Raw genomic sequence first — 17,296 nt, 5'->3', positions numbered from 1 at the left:
GCTAAGTTCTTGTACGCCAATATAGTCTTGTCGGCGGCCCGGTAATAGTCTGATCGACAGGGGCTTACCAAATCACACATTTTGTCCCTTTTAGCGTATTTTTCTTTCACAATTACAGGCCGATTTGGCATGTCAAAATGACCGTATGCGGCAAAAACACCACTCCACGCTCACAACCCCCCATACGGTAAAAAGTTATCCCGCCCACCAACCCGACCCAACCGCTCCGCCGTTCGACACCAATCCCGAAAAATACTCTGCCGGCTGCGCGGCGCCGCCGACCGTCAGGTGATTACCCATCCGACTTGCATACCCGGTGCACGGCGTCTATATTGCCCGAAACGTTTCCCCGCGCACGGAGGACCGCATGCCTGCCCGCAAGAAAGCTCGTTCATCAATGCCGCGACCACTCTCCTTCAAAGAACTCGATTACTCGATCACATATAAACCCAGAGGTATCCGTTCCAGCGACAGTCTCGACGCGTGCGATGAGATTATCGGACAGGACCGCGCTATCGAGGCCATCCGGCTTGGACTCAATGTCCGCAGTCGCGGATACAACATATTCGTGACCGGTATGCTCGGCACGGGGCGCACCACCACGATCAAACACCTGCTCGAGAAGCTCGACCACGATGACCCGTCGCTGAGCGACGTGTGCTACGTCAACAACTTCAAAAACGAAGACAGTCCGAGGGTGCTGACGTTTAAGGCCGGCGAGGGGAAGCGCTTCAAAAAAGACATGGGCTATCTGATCGACTCGGTGCGCAAGGTGGTTCCGAAAATCTTCATGTCGGAGGACTTCAAGGATCGCAACAGCCGAATCGTCCGCGAGTTCGAAAACCGTCAGAAGGAACTGATCAGCGAGTTCGAGGAGAAACTCACCAACGCCGGTTTTGTCATGGTCCAGATTCAGTCCGGTCTTGGCGTGCGCAACGAAATCCAGCCGCTGATCGACGACGAGCCCAACTCGCTCGAGAAACTGGAACGCCTCGCGAAAGAGGGCAAGTTCCCGCTGGCGCGCCTCGATGAACTGCGCCGCAAATGGGATTCGCTCCGCCGCGATTTCGACACCACCACGATCGAATCGAAAAAGCTCACCTCGAAGCTCGAGGACGCGCTCGACAAACTCCGTCATTCCATGGTGGCGCCGCTGGTATCCGACAAGGTCAACATGCTCAAGAAACGATACCCGGACGACAAGGTGGTGGATTATCTCGACGAGGTTGCCGAGGCGCTGGTCGGCGATCTGGACCGCTTTCGCGAGGCTCAGCCCCGTCGCGGCGAAGAGGAAGCGCCGCCGTTCCGCAAGCGCGAGCCGTTCGAGGAGTTCTCGGTCAATCTCGTGCTGGACAACTCCGAGCAGACACAGGTGCCGATCGTCATCGAAAAATCACCGACCTACAAAAACCTGTTCGGGTCCCTGGAACGCGTGGTCGACCGGTTCGGCTACTGGCGCACCGATTTCACGCGGATTCACTCGGGTTCGCTCTTGAAAGCGTCGGGCGGGTTTCTCGTGCTTAACGCGCTGGACGTGCTCAGCGAACCGGGGGTCTGGTGGCCGTTGAAACGCGCGCTGCGCAACGCCGAGCTGGAGATCGCCGCCTACGACCCGTTTTACATGATGGCCGGTTCCGGTATCAAGCCGGAGCCGATTCCGCTCAACGTCAAGGTGGTCCTGATCGGCGAATCCCGGATCTATCATTTGCTGTACAATCTCGACGAAGACTTCAAGAAGATCTTCAAGGTCAAGGCTGAATTCGACAGCGTGATGGATCTCACCGAGAAAAACATCTTCGAGTACTACCGATTCGTTCGCCACTGCGTGGACATGGATTCGCTGATCTCGTACGATTTGAGCGGCATGCAGGCGGTCGCCGAATACGGCCGCCGCGTGGCGGGACACCGCGAAAAACTCAGCGTCCGTTTCACCGCGATCGCGGACATCGTGCGCGAAGCGGCTTTCTGTTGTCAGCAGCGCGGGGGCAAGACCGTGACCCGGCAGGACGTCCACTCTGCCGTCGCCAACAAGCGGCGGCGCGCCAATTTGGTCGAAGACAAAATTCAGGAGATGTTCGAACAGAAAACGCTGCTGGTGGATACGAAAGGCAGTGCGGTCGGCCAGATAAACGGCCTTGCCGTCTACAGCTCCGGCGGCGAATACATGTTCGGACGGCCGACCCGCATCACGGTCAACACCTCGCTGGGGAAAGCGGGGGTGATCAATATCGAACGCGACGCCGATCTGTCGGGGCCCATCCACAACAAAGGCGTGGGCGTGCTCACCGGCTACCTGCGGCAGATGTTCGCCCAGGATAAACCGCTGGTGATGTCGGCGTCGATCTCGTTCGAGCAGTCCTACAGCGGCGTCGACGGCGACTCGGCCTCGTCAACCGAGATATACGGCATTCTCTCGGCGCTGACCTCAATCCCGATCAGGCAGGGCGTTGCGGTCACGGGTTCGGTCAATCAGAAAGGGGAGATCCAGCCGATCGGCGGCGTCAACGAGAAAATCGAAGGGTTCTACGACGTGTGCGAAGCGCGCGGACTGACCGGCGATCAGGGCGTGATCATTCCTCACCAGAACGTGCAGGACCTGATGCTTCGGCCCGACGTGCTCGAAGCGATCCGCAAGAAGAAGTTTACGATCTGGCCGGTCGCGACGATCAGCGAGGGAATCGCCGTCCTCACGGGCGTACCGGGCGGCGAGCGACTGCCGTCGGGCGGATTCACGAAGGGGTCCGTGCTGGCGCAGGCCGATGAGAAGCTTCGGCAGATGGCGATCGCGCTGCAGGAGTTCGGTCAGAGCAAGAAGGACGACGACAACAACAGCGAGTCGCAGCCGAAGAAGAACTCGAAGAAGAAAGCGCCTTCCCGGTCCCGTCGCAGTCGGACCTGAGGGTGCATGTCGCACGCTCAATGGTGCGGCGGCGATGCAGAATGCACTTGACAGTATTTTGCCTCGCGCGTTAATTGCATTGTTTGCGATTGGTTCAATGCGCAAGGCTAATTAGCAAACGATTTCAACGCGGTCGATCCCTCGGCCGCGTTGCTTTTTCCCCGCACAACGAAAAAGCGGGTGGCACGCCACCCGCCGTCACACGCCGCTGCGGACGTGTCACTGTCTAGAAGTCTGCGCCGAATGAGAAGTACGATGTCGGTCGGTCGGAGACGGTGGCGAAATCGGTCGACCACGCCAGGTCGTAGCGCAGCAGGATAAACCAGAGATTCGCACGCAGGCCGAAACCGAACCCGGTCTTGATGTCGTTCAGGCGCCCCGGGCCGTCAGTGCTTGTCCCGCCCTTGAAATTGTCGTCGGTCCACGCCGCTCCGACGTCGGCGAAGACGGCGCCGTTGACGTTGGCCAGAAACAGCGGCAGGGGATACCGCATGATGAAATACTGGATCATGGGGAAACGGAATTCCCAGTTGACCAGTCCGAAGCGGTTGCCGGAAAGCTCATAATAGTCGTACCCGCGCAGCGGCGTCACGACATCCGAGAAGTACAGGTTTTCGACGTCGTACACCTTTGCGTCGAGCGTACGGGTGCCTATCCAGTTGGTGGTTCCGCCGAGGAAATACAGCTTGGGCGTCTCGCCTTCAGACGCGCCGAACGCCACCCGAAACGCCATCGAGAACGTCTTGGCAAAATGCCAGTACTTGCGGTAGTCCCCTTCGACCGCGTAGTACTCGACGTCGTCCGAGTCAAACAGATTGACGCCGGCGTTGACCGATACCTTGGCGCGCCGTCCGTTGACCGGCCCCGTGTTCCCCCAGAGTATGTTGTCGGTGATCCACGAGAAGTCGGCGGTCGTCACTTTCGAGCTCCGGTCGTTGCCGAAATTCGGGTCCGGCTCGTCGTAGTACTTGCGGTCGATGAAGTACTGCGACAGCGACAGCTGCAGACGGCTGAAAATAGAGAAAGGCCTCGAAAAATACGCCTGCAGTCCGTAGAAGCGGTCGCTGAACAGGAAGTCATTGTTGTCGAGATAGAAATTCTTGGTATGGAAACCGCCGATTCCCCAGTTGATCCGCTTTCTGTAATTGAAGTAGAACAACTGCACGTTGGACTGGTCGATCGTGTTGACCAGGTCGGTGGCAAGGTATATCTGGTGGTTGCCGAGGTAATCCGAGAACACGAAGTAGGACTGCCCGCGCAGACCGAAAAAGGTATCGTACGACAACCCGCCGCCCACGAAATCCGGCGTAAACTTCACTTTGTACTTCTGGATCTGGTACTCGCCGCTCGGCAGTCGGGGGGGGATGGAATCGAACGACGCCGGTTCTTCCATCGGCGCCGTGCGATACTCCGTGCTGCCGCCCGTGACGTCTTTCATGAGCGTGTCGAGCGGGTCGGATTCCATGGAATCCGATCGGAATACGTATTCGTCGTCGACAAACTCCCCTCTCGGAGCGCCGTCGCCGTCGTTTCCTGTCGTATCGGTAGCAGCCGCCGTCGTGGCGGTGTCGGCCGCTGCCGTATCGGAACCGACAGCCGGCAGGTCGGCTTCCGATGCATCGGCCAGCTGTGCGGGCGTTTGGGCCTCGGTGCTGTCGGTCGAAACGACAGCCGTATCGGTCACCGGCGTCGTGACGTCAGAGGGCGGGGCCGCATCTTCGGCCGACACCACCGTTTCACCGGTCCGCTCGAACGGTTTGTCGTACTTGCCGAGCACGTAGTCCGTGGGTTCGAGCACACCGTTCTCTCCCGCCGGCGCGATATCCTTGAGGACAAATATGTCGAACCGCCCCTTGTGGAAAACCGACATCGCTATCCGGTCGCCCTCGGGTCCCCAGCTGTGGTGAATCACGCCGCCGAGGATATTGGTCGCCGCAAAGAAGTTTCCGGAGTCGAGAAATCCGACATACAGGTTATCGATGCCGTTGCGCGCGGATATAAACGCGAGCTTCGTGCCGTCCGCTGATACTTTCGGCACCGTGTTGGGGCCGGGACCGACATCGACCGGCGAGACCCGCCGCGTCTCCAGAGTGACCCGAAAAAGATTATAGGAGCCGTACACGAATCCGCCGGGCATTCCCTCCGCCTCGTCACGCTGCGGGTGGCCGACCGCGTTGAGCACCGGGTTGGCCGGGTGGGGACGATCGGACGAGAAGATCAACTCGTTCGAATTCGGCAGCCAGGTCGGGTCGGAATCATCAAAGCGGTCGTCGGTGATTTGCGTCACGCGGTCAGCGGTAATATCCCACACATACAGGTCGCGCTTGTGGCCGTCGAGGGCCGCGAAAGCTATTTTCGTGCCGTCGGGCGACCATGCCGGTCCGACAATATTGTAGTAGTCGAACCGCTTGCGCAGGTAAATGTCGTCGTTGTCGAGGCTGTACAGGTAAATGCCGTCAGTGCCCCCGGATTTTGCCACGAAAGCCAGCGAGCGCCCATCGGGGGAAAAAGACAGTCCGCTGACATACGAATGCAGCGATTCCAGATCTCCGGAACGCGACGCTTTCACCAGGCGCTTGAGATGCTCGCCGTCGATCGCTGAAATAAGCACGATCTCGGTGTAGTCGGATCGATCCGTGAATATGGCCAGCTTATCGCCGTCGGGTGAAAACGCGGGCTTCTCGTTGAAATACGAGCCGTCTTCGCCCGAGCGCGTCAACTGCTTGGCAAACTCATCCGGTTCCTTACGCTTGTTGATCTCCGGCCAGTACCGGCGTTTCATCTCCTTTTCGAAGTCCTTCCAGAATTCCTCCTGGTCCTGGTTGATCGAGGCCTTCATGGCCTTGTCCATGGTCAGGTAGATCTTGCCCTTCTGGAGGATCTCGCCGATTTTCTTGTCGCCGTACCTGTCCGCGAGATACTTCACCATCGACTGTCCCTGTCGATAGGCGAGATACCCGCTGATGTACAGCGGCGGCGTCAAATAGCCGTTGATGGTCGCGTCGCGCATGAACATGTCCGACCAGTAGTCCCAGCCCCGCATGGACAGATACTCCGCCATTCCCTCCGAGAACCACAAGGGCATATCAAACAGGCGCTGGCGCGAGATCAGCGACGTGAACATGTTGCCGTAGAGCATGTCGTACTGGAAACCGTGGACAAGCTCGTGGTGCAGCGTATGACGAAAGTCCGAGTAGGATCCGTTGAACGGAAGCACGATTCGGCTCTTGAATGCTTCGGTGAATCCCGCCACCCCCTCCGGCAACAGGCCGGAGATGATGTTCGTCTGCTGAAAATCGTTATGCGAGTTGTACACGAAGACCGGGATACGCCGCTGCAGGCGATAGATCAGCGCGTTGGAAATCTCGACATACGATGATTCCATCACGGCGGCCGCAAATTTCGCCGTGGGGTACGCGTTTTCGTAGAAATAGATGTCGAAGTGCCGGGTCTGGATATAACTCCATTCGAAATCTTTGTACCGAACCTTGTTCTTGCCGAAATAGGTCTCCTGTGCCTGCGCAGCCGCAGACAACAGCAGGGCCAGGACCAAAACGTATGTCAGTTTCTTCATCATGTGCCGTGTCCTTTTGCATAACGACGACCGAACCGGCGAAAACGTCTACCGGCAGAGTCGTCTTTCTGACCTGTCCTTAGCCCATGTCGGTATAAGAACCTCATCTTTCCTGTTATCGGTTACATCGGCTGTCGACTTATGTCCGCGCCCAGTCCGGCCAGTTTTTCCTCGAGCCGGTCGTATCCCCGGTCAATATGATAAACACGGAGAATCTCGGACTTGCCTCGGGCGCTCAGGCACGCCAGCGTGATGCCGGCTCCGGCGCGAATATCCGGCGCCATAACTTCCGCCCCCTGCAGATACTCAACGCCGTTGACAACCGCCTCCGAACCGGCAACCTGAATGTCTGCCCCCAACCGCCGGAACTCCATCGCGTGGGAGAACCTATCTACGAAAACAGTCTCTTTGATATGGGATGTTCCGGAGGCCGTACTCGCAGCCGCCACCATGCACGCCTGCAGATCGGTGGGAAACCCCGGAAAGGGGAAGGTTGTCAGATTGACGGGAGCCAGCCGCTTGGGGCCCGTCACCCTGATACGTTTCTTCTGCGACACAACCGACGCCCCCATCTCGGCAAGTTTGCGCAGGACCATAGTGAGCTGCTCCGGTTCAATCCCGGACACTTCGACATCGCCGCCCGTCATCGCCGCCCCGATCAGGTACGTGCCGGCTACCAGTCGATCGCCCGAAACGGTATACTCGACCGGCTTGAGCGAACGCACCGGCTCGACCGTGATCGTTGGTGTGCCGGCGCCGTGTATCTTCGCTCCGGACTTATTCAGGAAACCCGTGACATCGACCACTTCCGGGTCACAGGCAGCGTTGATAATGGTCGTTTTGCCCTTCGCACATACCGCTCCGTAAAGCAGATTCTCGGTTCCCGTATGCGACGGCCGGTCGAAATAGATGATATCACCTTTCAGCGGCTTGCCTCGGGCGATGATATAGCCGCCCTTTTCCTCGATCTCCGCCTGCATCGCCGCAAACGCTTTGATGTGAAAGTCGACCGGGCGTGCACCCAGCGAACACCCCCCCGGCAGCGAGACCCTGGCCTCGCCGAGGCGCGACAAAATCGGACCGAGCACCAGAAACGACGCCCGCATCTGCCGCATCAACTCGTACGGAGCCGTGTTGTTGGTCAGCGTGGCGGCGTTGATCGTCACCACCGCTGCGCCCGGATCGTACGTAATCTTCGCCCCGAGGTGTTCGAGCACCTTGATAAACGTGTTGATGTCGCGGAGCGGCGGGACGTTTTTGATAACGGTCTCTCCCCGTGAGACCAGCAGCGCCCCCGCCATGATCGGCAGGGCCGCGTTCTTCGATCCGTCCGTCCGTACACTGCCCGACAACACCGCCGGACCCTTGATCACAAACTTGTCCATGTCTGTTTTATCCCCGTGCGACGGCGCGCGCCGTCGAATGAAATCCGTTGCTTCTCAATACCGCGCAGTATGTGCCTCGCGCCCGCCAAAAAAAAGAGAAAAACTCAGGTCGTGTACCGGAGAGTAACCCGTACGTACATCAGGTGTCGGCACTGCTAATCGCCTGCTGTCTCCGGCCGGCCGCTCGCCAGCACGATCGTCAGGCTGACATCCTGCTTCTCCGCCGTCAGCATCCGTTCACCCGGCGGCCCTCCCATGCCGCCCGGTCCTCCGGGCGGACCGCCGCCGTCAAACGTTCCGCCCCCCGGTGGGCCGCCCATCATGCCGCCGCCCAAGCCGCGACCGGGACGGTCCTCGGGCATCCCGCCCCACTCGGCCCTCAAACCGATTGCGGCGCCCGGAGCTGCCCCCAGTCCGTAATACCGCACCTCGGTTTCCGCCAGGGGAATACTGCATTCATAACAATACATGCCGTGATCCATCGCAAACGCCACCATCGGGCCCACCGACCCGTCCGAGGCTATCGGCATTCTGGCTATCCGGTCTTCGATCTCGATCTGCAACTGCGGCTCCCGTTCGCGCACCGGCAGCTCATCGGCAGTTTCGTTACCCGCTGTCGTCCGCCGTCGGGAGCCGTCGCCTTCAACGCCCGGCCCGAGCGCCCGAAAGTGCTCCGGCGAGGGTCCCCCGTTGTAGTTCAGCGTGACCGTGTTGTCGCCGCCCTCCGGATCGAACCGCAGCGTCAGTCCGGACATCCGGATCGATCGCGCCCACCGGGGATCGCCGAACCGGAAAAGGATATACAGCCGCTCCGAGTCGTTGGCGAGGCCGAGCACGATTTTCTCTTCCTCGAAATACCTCGTTGTCAGATCGCGCCAGTCCGATGACTGTCCGTCGACCGTAATCGGCTCATCCGCCCAGTGCACCGGAATGGCGCTCTCTTTGCAGCCCGAGGTCGGCGCCACTGTCGCCGCCAGGGCAACGGCCGTCACCAGCCGACCGACCCTCATACCCATAAGCATCCCCTGCGTGTGTTTGGTGTAGAGGCTTTCCTGTTATACTCCGGCGGACATGACGCGGCGATATCGGCATCCGGATTACCGATATAGACAGACTGGCGCCGCGTTTGGATTAATGGGAAATCGCGCCGGGGAAAACTACCGGTTGATCGCTTCGGCGGCCGTGTCCCTGACCATATCGAACGCATTGCGTACCCGCGCGAAAAATTCCAGCGACTCCGGGTGACAAAAGTCCGGGTTGGTCCAGGGTAGACCGACATAGCGACCCCGCGCATAGATCAGCTCGATCTGGGCGAACACCCCCCGTCCGAGGTAGAGCCGGTAATTGTACTCGTGCGACGAGGCCATCACTACTTTTTCCGAACTCATGATCCCGGGGTCGACATTGACCGCCCGGAACAAGTGTTCGCCCACATGGTCCGCAAACGCCGCTTCGATCTTGTAGCAGGCTCGTTTGAGATCGACCAGCTTCTCCCGGTCGACCATACGATGAAAGGAGAAAAAACGTCTCGACAGCGGGTCGCCCATCTCTTCGGTATGGCGCGGCTCGCCGGTGAACGGAATATCGACCGTCTCAAACTGTACGTCGCCGAATTCCTTCTCGAGCCGGGTGAGACAGTCGGCGAGCGCATCGATATGGCAGTATGCGACCGAGATAATCAGCCGCCCCGGAGGTGGAGTTACAAATCGTCCCATGCAGGGAGTCTGCACACGGGAGAACAGAGTGTCAACAAAAAGCGGGGACCTGCGGGCTTTTCCTATCCCGCCAACCGTCCTTGCGTGCGTGGTGTACGTCGTCGTGCACAGCGTAGCAGGGCGGGTCCGTCTTTGAGCCCGCCGCTACAGTATCATTACGAACCGACCTTCCCGCCCGTCCCGGGTGGGATCAACTGTCCCCACCATCCCGCAACCGAGTAGCCCACCGCTCCGGGGTGGGGTCAACTGTCCCCACCATCCCGCAACCGAGTCGCCCACCGCTCCGGGGTGGGATCAACTGGCCCCACCATCCCGCAACCGAGTAGCCCACCGCTCCGGGGTGGGATCAACTGTCCCCAATACCGCACAGAACTATCACCAGCCGGGGTCGCCCACGGCCTGCTATGGGTTCCCTGATTTGACGCTCGTTCTCTCCGTCGTGACGCACGCGTCTCCTCGACTCAATCCCCCCGCACTTTCGCTACACCATCGACGGTAGAAACGGCGCCTCCTCCTGTGCAGAGACCGCGGTGCCGCATGGTCGCCACGCCCCCAAAAGAGGCAAACAAGAAATGGGGACCCCCATAATATGACAAAACGAACCTATGTGGGTCGGTTCCGATACCGATCGTGTCCCCACTTCACTCGACGGGGGCCACTGTGAAAACGTACCGAAGCGGCTCGGCCCCGGTATTCGTCATGTTGTGAATCGTGTGCGGCGGCATGTAGACAATCGCCGGCGCTCGGAACGACAGCGGCGACGGTATCGACTCCGCCCGCGCTTCACCTTCGCCCTGCAGGACGACAATGATCTCCTCATTGCCTTGTGTGCTGTGCTCGCCGACCGACTCTCCCGGCTGCAGCGTCACGTAGCCGGAGTGAAACCGTACACTGTCATCCGGCTTGATCAGCCGGACATATTTGTCGGCGTCCTTCGGGAGCGGCGTCACGAATGCTGTGCGTGGCATACGGCGTGTCCTTCGTTGCGTAATGATTCAGGTTCCCCATGGCGCCTGGCGCGTTCAGGTTCCGACGCTGTTCGGCAGTGGGAAGCGCCCGCCACCGCGGCTGCTTCCCGCATGAACTCCGAACTGCTCAGAATCGTATCGACAACGCCAGGCCGACAGCTTTGTCCTGCGGCTGGTAATACGGCGATGCGGAGAACAGCACCTGGTCCTGACGGGCGTTGTATTCGTCCACCGACTTGCCGATCCGCGCAATGTCGTAGATCGAATAGCCCAGCCATGCCAGCGCCCCGCCGACCATGACGACGGCCGAGGCCGCTCCGATGTCGTCATCATCCTCATCGTCGTCGAAATCAAACGTCGATGCAATTCCGACCGCGGCCGCCGTAAGACTGGCGGTGATGCACAGGGCGCGGATCGCCGAGCCGCCCACGAACCGTCCGGATTGGTCCGCGTAAAGGTGTCCCGCACCCGGACCGAACGTCATGGCCGACAGGTTGATGATCCATCCTGCCGCCAGCGTGCCGTCATCGTCGTTTTCGTCGCCGCTGCCGATCAGCACGCTGCCGATAATCAGGGGGGTAACCGTCGTCCCCAGTGAGATCAATCGACCGGTAGCGGCCGACTTGTGTGGGTGGTCCTGTGCGAACGAAATGCCCGCCAAGGTTAGGAGCAGCCATGCGATTGCAATCGCGCGCCCGATCGAATTGAGGTGATGTCCCATACTTCCCGTATCCCTTTACTTGTGTGGTCTGTGCCCGGAATTGTCCAGTCCACGAAATTCCTTCTTCAGTATCCCATACCAGAAATAGTCGTGCCAGTGACCCTTGAGATATTGAACGTGCCGGAAACAGCCTTCGCGTGTGAAACCATTCTTCTCCAGCATAGAGTATGACGGTTGGTTGGCCGTTGATGTGCGAGCCTGTACCCGAATCATTTTCAGTTCGGTGAAAGCGAACTTCAGGATCAGCCGGAGCGCTTCGGAGCCGTACCCCTTGCGCCAGTGTTTGCGGCCGAGCCAGTAGCCGACCTCGCAGTGGCGGTGAGCGCGTTCGATATGGTGCAGACCAATGCAGCCAATGATCTGACCGGTTTCAAGGAGTTCGACGCCGTAGAGGTACGTCTGTTTCCGCCGTGCCATACGCTGTGTGAAGGCGATGTAGCTGAAGGCATCCTCAAGTCGGTATGGATAGGGTAGAAAGAGGTAGCGGGAAACGTTTCGGGCGTTGGCGTTCGCGCGCAGCGACTCGGCATCGGAGCGCTTCAGTTGGCGAAGGCGGATGTTATCGCCGTCGAGAGTGGGCAGCATCGGCATAGTACTATCCCCCAACTTCGGGTCAATGTCGGAATATAGAATCTTCTGCCCACGCAAACAAGTCTTGTTGTCCGATTGACTTGGGGCGCACCGCGGCCTATATTCGGCGCACGAACGCATTGATTTCAGGGAGTATGTGGTATGGCCACCAAAGCACAGGTCTGTCGAGCCCCTCGGGGTGTCAGATTATCCTGCAAGAGCTGGCACCAGGAGGCCGCGCTTCGCATGATAAACAACAACCTCGATCCGGAAGTCGCAGAGAAACCCAAAGAGTTGATCATCTACGGCGGTCTGGGCAAAGCCGCCCGCAATTGGGACTGCTACCATGCGATTGTGAAGTCGCTCAAAGCGCTGGAAAACGATGAAACGCTGCTGGTCCAGTCCGGCAAGCCGGTCGGGATCTTCCGCACTCACGAGTACGCCCCTCGCGTTCTGATCGCCAATTCCAACCTCGTGCCGAAATGGGCCACGTGGGAGCATTTCCGGGAACTCGACAAGTGGGGCCTGATGATGTTCGGTCAGATGACCGCCGGGTCGTGGATCTATATCGGCACACAGGGGATTATCCAGGGGACGTTCGAGACATTTGCGGCTATTGCGGATCAGCACTTCAAAGGCGATTTGCACGGGAAGTGGATTCTGACCGGTGGAATGGGCGGGATGGGCGGCGCCCAGCCGCTGGCCGGGACGATGGCCGGTGCGTCGGTGCTCTGCGTGGAAGTCGACGAGGCTCGGATCAATCGCCGGGTCAAAATCGGTTACTGCGACAAGAAAGTACGTTCGCTCGACGACGCCCTGAAGGTCATACGCGAACACACGGCGAAAAAGGCGCCGATCTCGGTCGGCCTGGTCGGCAACTGCGCCGACGTTTTCCCGGAAATCTATCGCCGGGGAATCGTTCCCGATATCGTAACCGATCAGACATCGGCTCACGACGAACTCAACGGCTACGTACCATCGGGCTACAGCGTCGCGGAGGCGACGCGGCTTCGCAAACAGAATCCCCGGCAATACATCACGCTGGCGTACGAGTCGATGGTGAAACACTGCGAGGCGATGGTCAATTTCCAGAAGGCCGGGGCGGTGGTGTTCGATTACGGCAACAATCTCCGCGGTCAGGCCGAAACCGGCGGGTTCACGAAGGCATTTTCGTATCCCGGATTCGTGCCGGCCTACGTGCGGCCGTTGTTCTGCGAAGGTCGCGGACCGTTCCGCTGGGTGGCGCTGTCGGGCGATCCGAGAGATATTCACGTGACCGATGATATCGTGCGGAAGAACTTCTCCTATAACAAGATGTTGATGCGGTGGATCGACCTGGCATCGGAGCGGATTCCGTTTCAGGGGCTGCCCGCCCGGGTGTGCTGGCTCGGCTATGGCGAGCGAGCGAGATTCGCGGATATCATGAACACGTACGTCAAAAAAGGGAAGATCTCCGCGCCGATCGTGATCGGTCGCGATCACCTCGATTGCGGTTCCGTGGCGTCGCCGTACCGGGAAACCGAGGCCATGCGCGACGGCTCCGACGCGGTGGCCGACTGGCCGCTGCTCAACGGACTGCTCAACGCGGTGTCCGGAGCGAGCTGGGTCTCCATTCACCACGGCGGCGGAGTCGGCATGGGAAATGCCATTCACGCGGGGATCGTGATTGTCGCGGACGGGACGAAGGAGATGGCCAAACGGCTCAACCGTGTGCTGACCAACGATCCCGGCACGGGGATCATGCGGCACGTCGACGCCGGGTATAAAGAAGCGAAGACGTTCGCCAAAAAGGCAGGGGTGAAGATCCCCATGCTGAAGTAACGGCCCGAAGGTAGCCTATGTCCGAAACGACAACAACAGTGCTCGTGCGGAATATCGGTCAGTTGATTACGATGGCGGGGCCGGTGCCGCGCCTCGGCGCTGATCTGCGCGAGCTTGGCCTGGTCCGCAATGGTGCGGTTGCCCTGTCCAATGAAGTCGTTACCGCGGCCGGACCCTGCGACGAGGTGGAGCGCTCTATCTCGCCTGCGGCCGACTGTGTCGTTATCGACGCCGATGGCGCGGTGGTGACGCCGGGCCTTATAGATCCGCACACGCACCCGGTGTTTGCGAAAACCCGTGAGATGGAATTCGAGATGCGGATTCTGGGGAAATCCTACATGGAGATAGCCGAAGCGGGAGGCGGCATCCGATCATCCGTGCGGGATCTTCGTACCACACCGCGCGACGTTATCGTTGAGAAAAGCCGCAAGCGGCTTGACCGAATCCTCGCCCACGGCGTGACGACAATAGAGGCCAAGTCCGGGTATGGGCTGTCGACCGAGTCGGAGATCATGACGCTTGAAATCATACGGGAGCTCAACCGGTCGCATCCGCTCGACCTCATACCGACCTTCCTCGGGGCACATGAAGTTCCGGATGAATACCGGGGACGGACCGATGAGTACATCGATCTTATCAACCATGAGATGCTTCCCCGGGTTGTGCAGGGCCGACTGGCTGAGTTTTCGGATATTTTCACCGAGACCGGTGTGTTTGATATTGAGCAGTCACGGAGGGTGCAACAGGCGGCGAAAGATGCAGGGCTGGGACTCAAGTTCCATGCCGACGAACTCACGCCGCTGGGAGGCGCCGAACTCGCGGCGGAAATGGGGGCGGTTTCGGCGGACCATCTGGTGTACATCACGGATAGGGGCATTCGGGCGATGGCTGAGTCGGGGACTGTAGCCGTACTGCTTCCGGGGACGACGTTTGCGCTCGGTCATACCCAATACGCACCGGCACGGCGCATGATCGAGGAAGGGGTGGTTGTTTCGCTCTCGACCGACTGTAATCCCGGCTCGAGTTACACGGAGAACCTGTCACTGATCATCTCGATCGCTGCCTTGCGGATGAAAATGACGGCGGCTGAGGCCATCTCTGCGGTTACCGTGAATGCCGCAGTTGCGCTCAATCGTGGCAACCGTCTCGGGCAGTTGCTTCCCGGCCGACAAGCCGACCTGGTGATCTGGGATATGCAGGACTACCGGGAATTTCCGTATCATTATGGTATCAACCCCGCCCGGGTGGTGATCAAACGGGGCAAGGTGGCGGTAAACAACCAGTTGACGGGAGTCGTTCATTAAGATGGCGGCGATGAAGAGAAAAACGTTGGTTCTGGCGATCCTGTCGGGGGCCGTGACTTTGTTCATCGTCTCCTGCGGTGTGTATACATTTAATCCCCGAGGGTCGTCGAGTATCCGAACGATAGCGGTCCAGCGGTTCGAGAACAAAACCGACCAATTTGGTCTGACCGACCGGTTGACCGAGATTGTGATTGATGCGTTCATCGCCGACGGTAACATCAAGGTGGTGTCCGCCGAGGCCGCCGATGCCGTTCTGGTGGCGACACTGACCAGCTACAGCCGGGTGGCGTTCCAGTTTGATGAAAACGACAACGTTCAGACGTATAAGGTTTTGCTGGATTTCGACGTTTCGCTGATCAACCCGTCGGACCAATCCGAAATCTGGAAAGAGCGCATGCCCCAGGAAGGGATCTACGCCGCCGACTCGGAAACTGAAGAAGACGGCCAGCAGCGGGCCGGGCAGCGACTGGTGGAGTCGATAATCAACAAGACGACCAAGGCGTGGTAAACTGTGCTTGGTTAAGTCCGATCGAAAGGGTATATATAGAAACCGTTGGCAACGCTGAAGCTGAATAGAGTTTCCAATCGAAGGGCTGGCGCATGACTGTTACCTGTGTACGTCGGACAATCTTACCGGTACTTGGTGTGTTCCTGTTGCTGTGCGGATCGCTGATCGCCCGCGAAGCCAACTCCAACGCCGGGACATCGGGATTCGCTTTTCTGAAAATCAACACCGGGGCGCGCGCCACCGGTATGGGTGGGGCGTTCACCGGACTCGCCGACGATGAGACCGCGCTCTATTATAACCCCGCGGGAATCGCCTCTCTCGAAGGGCGTCACTACCTCGCCGAGTACCATAATTACTTCAGCGATCTGCAGAACGGAATGGTTGGCTACCTCCATGAGGTCCGGTACGGGACTGTTATCGGAGCATACCTCAGTTATCTCGACTACGGCGAGTTCACCCGCACCGACGAAGCGGGCAACGTTCTCGGCGAATTCGGAGGGGGGGATATGGTGTTGGGACTGTCGGCGGCGACAACCCGAGGCGAAAGCTATCGGTTCGGCGCAACGTTGAAGTTCATCTACGAGACAATTGAAGATTATTCCGCAACGGGAGTCGCGCTCGATCTGGGGGCGAGGTACAACACGTTCCGGGGCCGCTATACAGCCGGCCTGGCCATTCAGAATCTCGGTGTCCAGCTCTCCAGTCTCGGCGAACAGAAGGATGACCTTCCGCTGATGGTGCGGGCCGGCGGCTCGGCGACCCCCAGGGGGCTGCCGATGACGATTGCCGGCGATGTGATTGTCCCCGTGGACAACGATATCGATTTTGCGGTCGGAGCCGAGTACTTCGAGTTCAAGCCGTTGTATATTCGGGCCGGCTGGAACAGCTTTGGTTCAAACTACAAGGCCGACGGAACGGAAGATACGTGGGCGGGTTTCGCCTTCGGCGCCGGTTTTGATCTCAGAAAAATGCATATTGCCTACGCGGTCACGTTGGCCGCGGATCTGGGCGAAAGCCACCGGATAACCTTAACGGGGGGGTTTTAAGACCATGACATACCAAAGACGACTTTCTGCGGCCGTTTTGTGCTCGGCGGTGTGCGCTATGACACTGCTGGGCGGATGCGGCGGCGCCTCATCGCCGGACAATCCCAAGGAAACGGTGATTGCCGTCTTCGGGGCGATGGAGCGTGATGACAAGGCCGCGCTGGCCCATCTGCTCGACCTCACGGAACTGATGCGCGACACCGGGCAGGACTATGCCCTCGGATCGGACTCGGCGCGCGTGTTTACCTCACCGCAGCAGATTCTGGATGATCTGACCGGCGAGGGACTCACCAAGCGACGCTGGTTCTCCATGCAGCGTATTATCAACGAGACCGAGGTTATGGGTGAAACCGCGGCTGTTCAGGTGACCTTTCAGGACAAAGAGCGCGGAATCGCCTATCTGACCAAATTCGGCGTTCATCAGGTCAACGGAAAGTGGAAGGTCTACTCGTTCAAGACCGAGTCTGCCCCCGCGTTGGAATGACGACGGTCGAACAAAACTCATGACGCGCGCTCTCCGGCCGCCCGATTTGATGCGGGCGGCCGCTCTTGTGAAGTCTGTGGCGCCGTGCCGACGATCGTAGTCAGGAGTGTCGAATCACCGGAAAGCAATCGGATAAGGTCGTCTTTCTGTTATGAACAATGTGGCGTCGGCGGAGGAGTCTGGCCCGATGTTCGCAGGTTGACGGTGCAGGAGCTGTGGATTCCTGCTACTCGATTCGCGCATAGTGTGTTATAGTGTCGGCCCGGGTACCGCTCAGCAGCGTTTTGTTCTGCACAGTCGC

13 protein-coding genes are annotated in these 17,296 nt (G+C 59.3%); 6 read left to right on the top strand and 7 right to left on the bottom strand.

Annotation, left to right across the window (positions count from 1 at the left end):
• Window positions 1–367 precede the first annotated feature (367 nt).
• Window positions 368–2,899, top strand: a complete 2,532-nt coding sequence (locus RBT76_01640; GenBank protein MDX9856472.1) for an ATP-binding protein — start codon at window positions 368–370, stop codon at window positions 2,897–2,899.
• A gap of 226 nt (window positions 2,900–3,125) precedes the next feature.
• On the opposite strand, the gene RBT76_01635 is transcribed toward RBT76_01640, so the two are convergent.
• The 7 genes from RBT76_01635 to RBT76_01605 all read right to left on the bottom strand — a co-directional run bounded on the left by RBT76_01635 (window position 3,126) and on the right by RBT76_01605 (window position 11,853).
• Window positions 3,126–6,476: a hypothetical protein gene (locus RBT76_01635; GenBank protein MDX9856471.1), complete on the bottom strand. Its 3,351-nt coding sequence runs from the start codon at window positions 6,474–6,476 to the stop codon at window positions 3,126–3,128.
• A gap of 119 nt (window positions 6,477–6,595) precedes the next feature.
• The gene (gene murA / locus RBT76_01630) at window positions 6,596–7,858 is read right to left on the bottom strand and encodes a UDP-N-acetylglucosamine 1-carboxyvinyltransferase (protein MDX9856470.1); all 1,263 of its coding nucleotides are present in this window, start codon (window positions 7,856–7,858) and stop codon (window positions 6,596–6,598) included.
• 155 nt (window positions 7,859–8,013) lie between these two features.
• Window positions 8,014–8,868 carry a hypothetical protein gene (locus RBT76_01625; GenBank protein ID MDX9856469.1) on the bottom strand — a complete coding sequence of 285 codons (855 nt, stop codon included), beginning with the start codon at window positions 8,866–8,868 and terminating at the stop codon, window positions 8,014–8,016.
• A gap of 147 nt (window positions 8,869–9,015) precedes the next feature.
• Window positions 9,016–9,573 carry a DUF4416 family protein gene (locus tag RBT76_01620; protein MDX9856468.1) on the bottom strand — a complete coding sequence of 186 codons (558 nt, stop codon included), beginning with the start codon at window positions 9,571–9,573 and terminating at the stop codon, window positions 9,016–9,018.
• A 641-nt stretch (window positions 9,574–10,214) separates the two neighbouring features.
• Window positions 10,215–10,541, bottom strand: a complete 327-nt coding sequence (locus RBT76_01615) for a cupin domain-containing protein (GenBank protein ID MDX9856467.1) — start codon at window positions 10,539–10,541, stop codon at window positions 10,215–10,217.
• A gap of 127 nt (window positions 10,542–10,668) precedes the next feature.
• Window positions 10,669–11,262: a hypothetical protein gene (locus RBT76_01610; protein MDX9856466.1), complete on the bottom strand. Its 594-nt coding sequence runs from the start codon at window positions 11,260–11,262 to the stop codon at window positions 10,669–10,671.
• Between the two features lie 15 nt (window positions 11,263–11,277).
• Entirely contained in the window at window positions 11,278–11,853 is a 576-nt protein-coding gene (locus RBT76_01605) for a GNAT family protein (GenBank protein ID MDX9856465.1), read from the bottom strand.
• A gap of 141 nt (window positions 11,854–11,994) precedes the next feature.
• On the opposite strand from RBT76_01605, the gene hutU reads away from it, so the two are divergent.
• From hutU to RBT76_01580, 5 genes are all read left to right on the top strand, one after another.
• Complete coding sequence (gene hutU, locus RBT76_01600; GenBank protein ID MDX9856464.1) at window positions 11,995–13,653, top strand: urocanate hydratase; 1,659 nt, start codon at window positions 11,995–11,997, stop codon at window positions 13,651–13,653.
• Window positions 13,654–13,670: 17 nt separating this feature from the next.
• Window positions 13,671–14,957, top strand: coding sequence for an imidazolonepropionase (gene hutI, locus RBT76_01595; GenBank protein MDX9856463.1), 1,287 nt, complete (start codon window positions 13,671–13,673; stop codon window positions 14,955–14,957).
• A gap of 10 nt (window positions 14,958–14,967) precedes the next feature.
• On the top strand, window positions 14,968–15,465 hold the full coding sequence (locus RBT76_01590) for an LptE family protein (protein ID MDX9856462.1): 498 nt from the start codon (window positions 14,968–14,970) through the stop codon (window positions 15,463–15,465).
• A gap of 137 nt (window positions 15,466–15,602) precedes the next feature.
• The gene (locus RBT76_01585) at window positions 15,603–16,511 is read left to right on the top strand and encodes a PorV/PorQ family protein (GenBank protein MDX9856461.1); all 909 of its coding nucleotides are present in this window, start codon (window positions 15,603–15,605) and stop codon (window positions 16,509–16,511) included.
• A 58-nt stretch (window positions 16,512–16,569) separates the two neighbouring features.
• Entirely contained in the window at window positions 16,570–16,995 is a 426-nt protein-coding gene (locus RBT76_01580) for a hypothetical protein (protein ID MDX9856460.1), read from the top strand.
• The last annotated feature ends 301 nt before the right edge of the window (window positions 16,996–17,296 follow it).

The sequence above is a fragment of the Candidatus Zixiibacteriota bacterium genome, assembly GCA_034003725.1.
Lineage (GTDB): Bacteria > Zixibacteria > MSB-5A5 > GN15 > FEB-12 > WJMS01.
Note: the sequence above shows the minus strand (reverse complement) of the source record. Positions and strands in the feature narration are given on the sequence as shown.